Origin of the sequence: Sphingobacterium puteale (genome assembly GCF_003627955.1) — a bacterium.
Taxonomy (GTDB): domain Bacteria; phylum Bacteroidota; class Bacteroidia; order Sphingobacteriales; family Sphingobacteriaceae; genus Sphingobacterium; species Sphingobacterium puteale.
This window is the reverse complement of record NZ_RBWS01000005.1, coordinates 386,182-399,224: the sequence shown is the minus strand read 5'-3', so window position 1 is coordinate 399,224 and position 13,043 is coordinate 386,182. Positions and strand designations below refer to the sequence as shown.

Annotated in this window: 8 protein-coding genes; all 8 read left to right on the top strand. The window is 38.6% G+C overall.

The features are described from left to right. The first annotated feature begins 45 nt into the window (after window positions 1-45). The 8 genes from D7322_RS07155 (at window position 46) to D7322_RS07120 (ending at window position 13,020) form a co-directional block, all read left to right on the top strand. Complete coding sequence (locus D7322_RS07155) at window positions 46-1,878, top strand: DUF262 domain-containing protein (protein ID WP_121122685.1); 1,833 nt, start codon at window positions 46-48, stop codon at window positions 1,876-1,878. Further along, window positions 1,871-4,252, top strand: a complete 2,382-nt coding sequence (locus D7322_RS07150; protein WP_121122683.1) for a GmrSD restriction endonuclease domain-containing protein — start codon at window positions 1,871-1,873, stop codon at window positions 4,250-4,252. Before D7322_RS07155 ends, D7322_RS07150 begins: the two co-directional genes overlap by 8 nt. A 259-nt stretch (window positions 4,253-4,511) precedes the next feature. After that, on the top strand, window positions 4,512-5,105 hold the full coding sequence (locus D7322_RS07145) for a vWA domain-containing protein (protein ID WP_121122681.1): 594 nt from the start codon (window positions 4,512-4,514) through the stop codon (window positions 5,103-5,105). Window positions 5,106-5,291: 186 nt separating this feature from the next. Continuing rightward, entirely contained in the window at window positions 5,292-7,799 is a 2,508-nt protein-coding gene (locus D7322_RS07140) for an N-6 DNA methylase (RefSeq protein ID WP_121122679.1), read from the top strand. Window positions 7,800-7,820: 21 nt separating this feature from the next. Beyond that, on the top strand, window positions 7,821-8,939 hold the full coding sequence (locus D7322_RS07135) for a hypothetical protein (RefSeq protein ID WP_121122677.1): 1,119 nt from the start codon (window positions 7,821-7,823) through the stop codon (window positions 8,937-8,939). A gap of 201 nt (window positions 8,940-9,140) precedes the next feature. Next, window positions 9,141-10,304, top strand: coding sequence for a toxin-antitoxin system YwqK family antitoxin (locus tag D7322_RS07130; protein WP_121122675.1), 1,164 nt, complete (start codon window positions 9,141-9,143; stop codon window positions 10,302-10,304). A gap of 285 nt (window positions 10,305-10,589) precedes the next feature. Further along, window positions 10,590-11,447: a TauD/TfdA dioxygenase family protein gene (locus D7322_RS07125; protein WP_121122673.1), complete on the top strand. Its 858-nt coding sequence runs from the start codon at window positions 10,590-10,592 to the stop codon at window positions 11,445-11,447. 82 nt (window positions 11,448-11,529) lie between these two features. After that, on the top strand, window positions 11,530-13,020 hold the full coding sequence (locus tag D7322_RS07120; protein ID WP_121122671.1) for a Gfo/Idh/MocA family oxidoreductase: 1,491 nt from the start codon (window positions 11,530-11,532) through the stop codon (window positions 13,018-13,020). Window positions 13,021-13,043: the final 23 nt, after the last annotated feature.

The following is a 13,043-nucleotide window of genomic DNA, read 5'->3' as shown; positions in this document are numbered from 1 at the left end:
GCTCCACTGGATTTGCTGGGGCGATATAAGATTAAATATTTACAAATGACAAAAAAATTAGATACAGATTTATATACAATCGTAGAGATTTTAAATGCCGGTATTGATAATTTTGAAATCAAAAGTTACCAAAGAGGTTACCGGTGGGATATTGATAATATTAAAACGTTAATTGGAGATATTTTAGAATGCGGTGCCAATAGTGTCTATTGTTTGCAGCCTATTGTTGTGACTAAAATATCTGCTTCTACTTACGAAGTTATCGATGGTCAACAACGTCTTACAACTTTTAAAATATTAATGCACTGTCTGCGGAGCTATACGAGCGAACTGGATATCAAAGATTTTAATATTTCCTATGAAACACGGTCTTGTGAGATATTTTTGAAAAAACTCTATGACAATGCATTAAGACATGAATTGGAAGATTTAACACTCGAGCATGTCCTCGTTCTATGGAACCAGCTGACATTAGAAAAAGAGGAGCGGAACAGAGATAATTTTCACATCTTCCAAAGTTATTGTACTTGTCATTTCGAGCTGAAAAGGCTAGATATTGCTACAATATCTAGTATTGTTGACAAAATAAGGACACAAATAAAATTTATATGGTATGAAGTAGATTTGTTGCTATTAAATGTTACTGCCGAAAAGCTTTTTGCAAATATTAACAAAAACAAAATAAAGCTTACGGGAGCTGATTTAATAAAGGCCCTTTTTATACTGGACATAGAAAATAATGCTGATAATGTTGAGGTAAAGCATTTTAGAAAGCAAAATCTGGCAAATGAATGGGACGAGATTGAGCAATCATTGAGAAACCCTGATTTTTGGTTCTTTATTACCAATAGTCACAACCAACATTATGATGTGCGGATTGGTAAACTTTTTGATATCGTGACCGAAAACAGGTTGGAGTCGGATCTAGGAGCTTATTTTATAATGAGTAAAGATGAAGATCTGAGGCCTTGGTCTTTGATCTACGATAAGTATAGAATTGCTCAGGAGTGGTTTGAAGATACGTATTATTATCATCGTATAGGCTTTCTTGTGAATATGGATATTCATTCGTTCGAACGGATATTGGAGGAGTATACTAACGGTGAAATCACATCTAAATTAAAATTCAAAGAATGGCTGGATGGTGAGATTTCTGCCTATTTCCGATCATTCGAAATCAAGGAGCTTCTTTATTCAAAACAGAACGATAGGGGGCGCTATGGTAGGTGTACGGGGGTGTTATTACTTTATAATATTTTACTTACCGAAAAATTCTATCCTGGTCAGAAGTTTTCCTTTGGAAAGTTTGTTGAGCAAGAATGGTCACTTGAACATATCCAACCTCAGAATCCAAAAGAAAAGACTGCTGAGAATTGGCTTGAATGGCTAAAGGAAATTAAACCACTTATTGTTGATAAAATAACAGATAATGAGCAGCTAATAATAAAAGTAGATGCTGATCAATATGACTTTAGTGAGATCAATTATGATGAATTATGTCATAGTTTGAAGCCGGTCAGGCAGACGGATAAGATCCCAGCCCCTATTTTAAAACAGTTGAGTGCTTTAGAAGATACGTTTGAAGAGGAATTTCCTGTCCACGGGATTCAGAACCTCGCTTTATTAGATAAGGTAACCAATTCAAAATTGAGCAATGGGTCTTTCAAAGAAAAGCGCGCTTTAGTACTTCAAATGAATGATCCCGAAAGTGTAGACAATGAAAAAACGTATTTGCCTTTAGGGACTTTAAACGTTTTCAGCAAAACAATGATAACAGATCCTATGGGTATTCAGCTTGAATACTGGAGTGTTACAGATAGCGAATTTTATGAAAAAGATATTAAGAACACTTTAGCACCTTACTTGTCCTATGAATAACAATAATCAGCTTTCTTTTGTAAATATCATCACGAAGTTCAAAATTCAAATCCCTATTCTACAACGCGATTATGTACAGGGACGAAAAAATGATACAGTAAAAGAAATCAGGGAGAATTTTGTAGAAGATTTAATTTGTCATATTTCAACACACACCGAGAAAATATTGCCACTGGACTTTGTTTACGGTTATGCTGATGAGGAGTTTGGAAAATATGATCGAGAAGTTGCGAAGAAAAATCTTAATGCTTTACTCGCAACGATCGCTAAATATTCCAGCCCTGAAGAGTTCCAGATTTCCTATACTATTAAAGATCATGGAGATTTAAAGAAAGATCTATTTATTCCTCTAGATGGGCAACAGCGGCTTACAACCCTGTTTCTGTTACACCTTTATGTAGCGTTAAAATTCCGTCCGGAGCAAATCTCACTACTGGAAGGTAAGCTTACTTATAAAACCAGAAAATCTTCCGATGTTTTCCTTTCAAAATTGGTTGAAAATGCGAAATCTTTATCCCAAGAGCTCGCCATTGATGACGCTATTAAAGATGCAAGCTGGTTTTTAATTAGCTGGCTTAAAGATCCTACTGTCGAAGGGATGCTGGTTATGCTCCGGGAGATAGAAGATAGATTTGCTAGCCTTGAAAACAAAGATGAAAGTCTCCAATTAGCCTATCACAATTTATTTGTTTCTCCTAAAATTAAATTTGACTTTCTGGATCTGAACGAGCAGGGTATAACTGACGATATTTATTTGAAAATGAACTCAACAGGTAAGAGTTTGAGTGACTACGACAACTTTAAATCGTGGTTTGTAGGGAAAGTAGATACGTTATTGGAGAAAAATAAATGTTTGAAAGAACAATCCTGTTTTACCAATTGGAAAGATAAGTTAGATCAGGACTGGTACAATATCTTTTGGGAACAAGATCAGCTTAAGTCGGATCAATTGATGTATAGTTTTATCAGAAGCGTTTTAAGTTATGCTATTGTTTTTTCAGATGAAGAAGAAAAAGATAAAAAACTAAAATTTGATAAATTAAACTCAGACACATTTTTGTCATTAAAATTTTTTGAAGAGAACGAATTAATAACTGAAGAAAATATATCTTTTCTGTTTAATTTATTAGAAGAGCTAGCGAATGAAAGCGAATCTTTGCTTGATATATCTGACCTATGGAATAGTACATTTACCAGTGAGGGGGAGTTTCGAAAGGTTGTAATTGATATACATGTTATCGAGTCTCTTTTACACAGAACCTTTATTTATGCTGCCTTTTTGTTAATGGTCCGCAGATCATCTTTTAACAGATTGGAATTTAAAAAATGGGTAAGGATATTTCGAAATATCGTTTATAATACCCGGATTGACGATTTTCCGAGATTTATACATTCAATTAAGGCTACACATGACTTTCTATCAGGTGATCAAAGGCTTTACACTGATAATGAAAAATGGATAGATTTTTTCTCAGAAAAACAGGTAAGAGAGGAGTTTCACAAATTTCATCTGGAAAATACCGATACCGAAAATATTAAGGCATTCGAAAAAGCTGAGAATCATTTTTATCTCTATGGGCAGATCGATTTTCTTATAAACTGGTCAAGAAACGGAAACGGAGAATTTGAGCTTAATACGTTCCAACGATTCTGGGAACGATTTGAAAAATTGTTTTCTAAAGAGCATCTTGAAAACAAGATTTTGCAGCAGATTTTATTGGTATATGATGATGGTTGGATGCCAAAGAAAGGAAGTAACCGGTATTCATTTTGTAAAAGTTCCTATAATACTGCAAGAGAGAGAGAGGAAAACTGGCGTCAAGTTTTCAGTGGCGGAGACTCTGGAATTTTAAATATCTTAAATAGCTGCGAATGTGAAACTCAGGACTTAGAAGATATTATTAATACCCATATAAATAACGTAAATGACTGGCGAAGATATATTTTAGAAGATGGATCGTTGATTGATCAATGTGGTCAGCGTCTGATCAACCGGTCAGAAGATGGGAATTTTGTGCGATTACTTGATAAAACTAAATTGAGTGGTAATCATAGGGAGTTGAGAACTTGGGTGTTGTTTAAACAGCTCGAAAAGAAGTTTGGTGGCGATTTAATTAAATATTTTTCTGCTAATTCGGGCGAGCGAGATTCTCGAATTTATTTTGTGACTTCTGGCCTTTTCCTCAGGTTTGATAGGCATTCAAGTTTATTCTGTTTTGAAATTTTACAGGAGGAAAATAACCAATATAATATCGTTGATGAACTCGAAATAGAAAATGTGTATGAAATAGAAAATGTGTATTTAGATTGCATAAGAGATTTTAATTTATATACTAAAGATAAGTTACCCGTAAAAGCGGAAGAACTAATTTAATGATATGTATCATATCAGCTCCACAGGCGGATTTTTATATCCGCCTGTGGATATCTTGGTTTTGAAAAATAAATCACTCTTCCTCATAAAGTTCCCAATATAGACTTTTCTAAAATTAAAGAACAGGTTGTTCATAAGTGACAATCACCTGTGCACATCCCTCGCACAGGTGATGGATAATTTTGTCAGACAATTGCTGTTAAGGGGAGCAAAATGCTCTGCTTTTCGGCAATATTAACACATTTAAAAAGGCAAAATTATGAGTCAGACAAAAGTTCACAACCTTATTATCTTGGACGAGAGTGGTTCCATGTCCAGTATTAAATCACAGGTGATTGATGGTTTCAATCAGACGATCAGCACCATCAGAGAGGCCCAGCAGACTTTTTCTGATCAGGAGCATACGATTTCGATCATCAGTTTCAATGGCTTTGGGATCAAAATGCTGCACTTTTGTGATCCCGTTGCACAGGTCAAAGAGATCGACGCAAAACGGTATGCGCCAGCGGCATCAACACCGCTCTATGACGCTATTGGCTTTGCGGTCAGTAAACTGAAACTGGTTGCTAGCCAGGATGAAAAATTCCATGTATTGGTCACCATCTTAACCGATGGAGAGGAAAACGCATCAACAGAATATTCTGCTCCCGCGATCCGGCAGATGATCGGGGAGCTCAGTGAATCCAATTGGACTTTTACCTATATCGGTACCGACCATGATGTTTCCAAGGCGGCAGCGGATATCGCTGTAAAATATTGTATCAAATTTGAAAAAAACAACGACGGCATTGAGTCGATGTTTCAGGAAGAGCGTAAAGTGCGGAAATCTATTTATCGGAAAATATTTGGTTAAGGGACCTGTTTTCCCAGCAAATACACCCGAGTGATTCAAGGCAGAAACAGAATTTTTTAATGAAAACCGGTGTTTCAGCATAAAAAGATCAAAATAGTACAATTATTTTGATCTTTTTATTTTTTATTGTGTGTCGATTACAGCATCTTCGTATAGGAAAGGTGTCAAACAGAACCATAAAGCCATATGAAAGCAAATGAAGTGAACAAAGTCCTGAATACCATCATTGGATTCTATACCGGCAAAGGCGGTATAGATACCATGGATTATTCGCTCACGCTCTATTTATTATGTATCTTCAAACACGATGTCATCTCACGGGGGGCATCCAAGGCCGAAGTTGTAGCCAGGCTTACTGCGCGTGAATCATCCGACAGTGGTTTGTATGCCCTGTTGCCCTCTTTCCCAGTGATCGCTTCTTTTGATACCACTGAACTGGAATTTCTGCTGACCCAGTTTGAACAACTGCCTGCATCTTATTTTGAGCTTAATTTTGAAGAGCTCTTTGAGACGATTTTTCTCACAATCACTGAATCTCTTTTTTACAAGAATCGGGGCAATATCTTACACCCCAGGATGGGCGAATTGATATTATCGGCCGTCGATCTCGATAAGTATACCACCATCTATAATCCTTTTGCAGGAAATGGAGATTTGATCCCACTGATAGCGGATCATAAGAAATATTATGGCCAGGAATACAGTGAAAATCTCTGGCGTATTGCCCAGCTTCGTCTATTCGTCTACCACAAATCCACCGAATTTATCTTACGGTGTGAGAGCAGTCTCGACCATTGGCCGATGCAGGAGAAATTTGACCTCCTTTTTCTGAATTTCACGGCTCCAAGTCAGTTTGAAGGAATAGATGAACATAGTTACGACCATGATGCCGAAACTTATTTTATAGACCTTGCCACCAATTCGATCAACGATGATGGGCGGGCTGTTATCTTACTGAACAAATCGTATATCATTAATCTCCTTGCCGATCCTGACGATGAGACCTTCTCTCGCTTGATCCTGCAAAACTATATTGAAAAGGTACTGCTCTTTCCATCCGGTGTATTCAGCCATACCGGAACTGAAGTGCTGGTGCTCGTTGTCAACAAGCGTAAGGTAGATGACAGGATTGCCATCGTGGATTTTAGGGATCAGCTCAACTTCTATAAAAATAGAAGACAGCAGATTGACTGGAATAAGGTCGATGCCGAACGCTATAAAGGATCAAATCCCTTAGGACAGACTATCTGGGTCGATAACGGGGCTTTGCTGCTCAATCCGACAGCATTGCTCGGTAATCATTTTTTTATTGACAACCCCGAACTTGTATCCCTATCAGAGGTGCTGGAACCCACTGTATTACCGCTGGTGGAGGATGATTTTCCAGAATACGTGATCCGGGTATCCAATCTCACAGGCAACAATATATTCCCTTCCAAATTTGTACCCGGTGTGATTGATCGGCAACGCAACAGTTACTACATCATTCGGCGCGAGGGACTGCTACTTACCTTGCACGGCCGGCAGCTTCGGGCCAGCTACTTCAATGGCAGCTATATCGCCCTGCTTTCTCCTGTCATTTACCATTTCACCATTCAGGAGAAATCGAATTTTACCTACCGGTATCTCGTGGATGAACTGAAGCAGGATTATGTACTCAATCAGGTCAATGCCTTTTCGAGTTCATCGATCCATAAGCTCAGCCTGGAAAGCTTTCTCGCTATCCGAATCCGAAAGCCGCGTTTGGAAAAGAGTCGTAATCTTTTTAAAAACCGCAGTGAAAGTCTGTTCGATAAAGAGATGCAATTTGAGGCGAATGTAATCCATGCCGATGCAGTACCCGAAGATTTTGATGATTTCTATGTGATGGGTAATGACCCACAACCAATTAAAATGCTTTCTGATGAAGATCTTGCACTTAAAGAAAACAATGCTCTATTGCGGCACAAGATTGCGGGCCCCGTTTCCAACCTTGAGTTTTACGCGCAGACCATCAAGGATATTTTGCAACAGGGTATAAACAAAATCGTACCCGACCTGTTCCAGACCAAATCCAATGAAAAACAGATCCTCAATCTGGGAGAATTATTGGATCATCTTATGCTGGATGCCAAAAAGATCGGACGTGAGCTGCGCAACCATACCCATGAGTTTCATGTACACGAATACCATCTATATGAAGTCAATCTTGTGGAGTGGGTGCAAGATTACTTCAAAAAGGTACAAAGTTTATACCCCAATATACAGATGAATCTCCAGATCTCGGATGAGATCTTTGGAGCTGGCGTGGAAGATAAAACGACGAAACTCATTGTCAATGGCAACGACGAATTGCTGACAATCCTCTTTGATAATATCTTCAGCAATATCCGTCAGCACGCCTTTAACTGGACCGAACTCGAAAACCGGAGGATAGAACTGCAGGTCAAACTCAACGATACGGAAAATAAAGTGATGGTCTATATTTCCAATACAGGTAAACCATTTCCAACAAGCATGAGCCAGGCTGATTTCAAGCAACGTGGAGTTAAGTATGGCGATACAGGAGGTAGTGGTCTTGGTGGATATATTATTTCCACCATTATTGGCTATCTGAATGGAGACTGGTTTATCATTGATGAGTCTAGCGACGAGGGATCAAAATATACCGATCTTGTGACGACCTTTGAAATTTCTATCCCCTATATTATTTAAGCTCACTTATCGAAAGATTTTATGGAAAATGTATATCGTGTATTTTGGGTGGATGATGAATGTGAACATCTGTTTAATATTCGCCAAAAGGCTATCGATGCCAATATCGAACTTGTGGCATTTACCAATTCCGAGGCGGCTATACGTAATTTGGAACAGCATTTTATGCATTATGACGCCGTTATCCTGGATGGGATATTTTACCAGAAGATAGGCGAGCAGGGTGATGTGACCAGTCAGGTCGGGCTGATGAAAGTGGTCGAGATATTGGACAGGATCAGTGTAAAGAAAAAGTTGCCCTGGTACATTCTAACGGGGCAGGATAAGATCAAGCAGGATAATGATTTTCTCGATTCCAAAAACAAGCTGGGTGATATCTATGACAAGCTGGACGATCGACAGATTTTAGCCCTATTCGACCGGCTGAAGGAAGACGCTGCCCAGCATATTGATACCCAGCTCAAGCACCGCTATGAAGCCGCTTTCCAGATTTTCAATGGGACGCTAAGACTCGAAGACTCGGTACACCTTTTGCAGATCCTGCGATCATACCATTCCGATAAAACAGTTTTCTTTAATGAATTTAATGCAATCCGCACGATACTCGAACTGCTGGTCGACAAACTGAAAAACCTTCGGATCGTGTGCCCGAGTATACGTGAGCTCAACAAGGTGGGGCTTTTTCTCAACAAACGTCACCGGGCCTATGAATATCATTATGATATTATCCATCCGCTGATAGGAGAGCTGTTCGTACAGACACTCAGAATAACGCAAGATGGATCCCATTATAATGAAAGTCTACAGCTGCGGGTGCTCGAATATGCCAGCAATTATAAATCCAACTATCTGTCTACCTCCATCCTGAATAATCTACTCGAACTATTGAGCTATTTTGGTAAGTTCCTGTTCGAAAATCAGATTGTTGAACACAATGAACGACGGTGGACAAAGAAAAATCTTGTCGAAGGCTTTATTTCGATACTCCACGAGACAGGCCGGGCTACTTTTGTTTCCAATGAAAAGATCGAGTACCATGTCCCTTATGGTCTTGTACGTAAGTATCAGTTACAAGTCGCTGACCAAGTGAGTGTCTTGCTCGGCGATCAGGATAACAAGATCAAAGAGATCTTTAAGTAAGATTTTCCGATAAACGACATCCTACCTTGCTTACGGTGCACATCCAGTGCACTGCACCAGCATACTTTTGTTCCAGTATCAGGCTAGGGGGCCTGCTTATGTTGGTCGTGCAAGCAATAGTTTCGATTCCCGCACCTCCTTTTTTAACCGTTTATTTTTGACCGCCACTTCGGGGAACATGTGGCACAGACATATTGATGTATGAAAAGAAAAGTATTGATGTTAGCAATTGTTGTATTCTCCTCTATGATGAATCTGGTATTCGCACAGCACAAAGTAACCCTTTATTACGATGCCAATAGCAAGGGTGTGGAATCTAAAAAACAATGTACTTTCTATCGGGAAGTCAGCTTTGATGATCAAAAAAAACCGGTTGGTGAAATCCGCGACTATTGGAAAAATGGGAAACTGCAGACTATTGCCGCCGGAGCCCTGCATATTGATCGCAATGATGATTCCAAAAGCATTTGGACCGGAAAAGTGGAGCTGTTTGACAAGAAAGGCAAAAAGATCCAGGAAAGTAATTTTTCCGAATCTGGGGTAGCAGATGGAACAAGCACCATATATGATGGAAAGGAGCAGCCCCTGACTGTTGCCGAATATAAAAACGGTCGGCCCGCGCATAATTGGTACATCCGGTATGAAAAGGGAAATGCAGTAAAGACCTCGTACCTCAACCATATGCCTCTTAACGCCCTTACCGAGGAGAAGGATATTTATCCACTGGCTGAGCGTAGGGTGCTGTATGATGACGGCCGTGTGATTCAGTATTATTTCAATGATGGGATGTCTATTGCGGTACAGTTTACCGAAGAAGATCTATACGGAAAATACTATGCAAGTTATATCACCATTGAGAACGGAACGGACGAAGAGGTCATACTCAATCCCGATGATTTTACGGTGGTGAGTTTGAGAGGAGGCAAAGCCCATCAGGAAGATATTATTCCCTATGCAAAGTATATGAAAAAGGTCAAGCGCAAACAAGGCTGGAGTTCATTCTTCAATGCATTTGCCGAAAGCCAGGCCGCCAGTCAGGCCGGGTATTCAGCGGTAGCCTCCGCAGGTGCAGCGGCTGCGGTCAACAATCGGGGTGGTGCTGCAGTGGCTTATGGCGAGCAGACATCTGTTGGTTATAGCGGTTCGGCGCAGTATGCAGCCAATCAGCAGGCAAGACAAAATGTGCAGCAATATGACAATGCGCAGTACAGTATCCGTAATAGCATATCGCAGGGATATCTAAAGATCAATACCGTGATGCCACACTCCAGAGTGATCGGCTACGTCAATGTCAAGAAATCCAAGATGGATGGCATGATTCTCAATATTCCGATCGGAGATAAGATCTACCAGTTTCAATGGTAGATACCTGCCATTTGATCTGTAAAGTGAGTTAATGAATGATGTGTTTTATTTTCACAATGTGTTAAAAAAACTTGACGGTGATGCAAACTGTTTGTAAATTGTGAAAGAATCCTATTAGATTCAAAAGCTAAAAACCTGTTCGCAATAAAATTAAGCTTAACAAATTTTAATGAAAGTCATGTGTTAGATATGTTTTTCATTTATAGCTAATTAAGCTTTTAAGAATTTTTACATGAGAAGAATTGATACGTATAGCCGAAATTTTTCTTTTTTTACAAATAGTTGATGTCTAAAATAAATACAAGATATTCAGATAATGGAGTGGGGATCACGATCGAAAATTTTAATATCAAAACCGATCTGACTCCTGCCATTATTGTTGAAATACAAGCCTTACTCAATTCACATCGAGTTGTTGTTTTTAAAAATCAAGAGTTGACCAATGAACAATTGGAAGATTTTGCTTTTAGATTTGGCGCTCCATTTACTACTGATAGTAACAACCAGGTTTTGGGAAGTGAAGATAGACAAAGTTCGATTGTTGTCGTTGGAAATCGGGCACCAGAGTTCGAAAAGTCGTATCTGGGACATCAAGAAGTCTTACCACATTCTGACCATCAATGGTTAAAGTGTCCTAGTGCAGCATCAATGTTATATGCTATTGATGTAAACCTGAGCGCCGCTCATACTGTTTGGTATGATATGGTTAAAGCATACGCACTTTTGGAAAATGAAATGAAAGTTAAGATTGAAAATGTTGAAACTCTTGTTTACAATCCTTTCCATAGACCTTTTGGATCTGTAAAATCTAAATACGTTGATCGCTCAATAGATATCCCCCCAGGGAATACCTATCCACATCCATTGGTTAGAACCCATCCTTTAACAAGTGAAAAGATCTTGTATGTGAATTTTGCATATGAACTTGAATTTCGGCATATGTCCGTAGCACAGGGGACTGAGCTTTTGGAAAATCTATACCATCATTGTCAGAATATAGACTGTAGATATGAACACGTGTGGGAAAACGGAGATCTTGTGTTTTGGGATAATAGGGCAACATTGCATTATAGACCTTCTTTTGATTCTTCCACACGGAGAGTTTTAAAAAGAGTAAGTATTGCGGGAGAATATCCATTTTAATTTTTTTGAATATCCAGATTTTATACATGATATTTTTGGTCAGATATATGAATTGGCGAAGTGACAATATAACGGTAGTTGCATGTTAAGAGAACAAGATAAATCTGTAAATATTATCTTAATCGGTTGTGGTCCTCATGCGAGAAGAGTTTATATTCCCGCACTTGAGCATATAAAAAATGTTAAGATAGCATTGATTATCGATCTGAAGGATCAAGAAATTGACATCAGGGGAAGTATAAAGGTTGGCGTGGAAACCAGTTTTATGTTTATTGACCCTTTTGTGGGAAGTCTGCCTAAGAAGCTTGCATATCAGCTTTCTGAATTTATTCAGAATAATCAAATCGATGGAGTAGTGATAGCTACTGAACCTTTGGTCCATTACGCATATGCTAAGTGGGCTTTGGGAAATGGGCTTAATATATTAATGGACAAACCTATCACTACGAGACCCGATGTTGTTTCAAATGATGAAAATGCCAAAGGTATCCTTGAGGACTACGAAGATTTGCTTGAAGATTACCATCGGATCCAGGATATAAAAGAGACTGTTTTTATTATAAATTCACATCGTAGATTTCATAAGGGATTTCAATTTGTTCAAGAGCAAATACGAGAAGTAGCTGCTTTGACAAATTGTCCGGCAACTTTCATTCAAGCTTATCATAGTGATGGTCAGTGGAGGTTACCGAGCGAAATAGTAACGCAGAATTATCACCCTTATTGTTCAGGTTATGGAAAAGCTTCTCACAGTGGCTATCATATATTTGATACCATTTATCAGTTCTATAAGGCATCTATAAATCCAGAGAAAATAGCAGATCAGCTGGACATCTTCAGCTCCTTTGTTAGACCCAAAGGCTTTATTAAACAAATTACTCAAGAGGATTATAAACTCGTGTTTGGCCAAAAATATGATACAGTACATCGATGGACAGATGAAGAATTGTCTCCTGTTTTTGCTAGTTATGGAGAAATAGATGTTTCTTCTGTCTTGACGTTGAAAAAAGAGATGGAAACTGTAGCTAATTTTTCAATAAACCTCGTTCATAACGGTTTTGCTGGAAGAACTTGGATTACACCCGGAAAGGATCTATATAAAGGAAATGGGAGGATCAAGCATGAGAATTATATTATTCAACAAGGACCATTTCAAAGTATTCAGATTCATGCTTATCAGGCAAGTGATCAGCACGATACTCATGGCATTGAAGAAGGCCTGGGGGGGAAAAACCATTTTGACATTTATGTGTTTCGAAATCCGTTGATCTCAAATGGCCAGCAACAACCACAGGTTTATAAAGTTTCTGATCTAATCAAAGATCGGCCACAAGAGGATGCTAACATGATTACAATGGAATGGGTCAAATTTAGAGTCGTTGAGGAATTTGTAGATTATCTATCTGGTAGGAAATTAAAAAGTGAGATGATTTCTTTATTGGATGACCATCTTTTTCCGGTGCAAATTATGAGTGGTACCTACCGTTCAAATATTAGTAAATCAGTGGTATCATATGCTATTGAACCTGATAGCATACTGGATAAATATCCTCTTAAAAATTATATATTTTAATATCAACGATTCCTTTAAAAAAT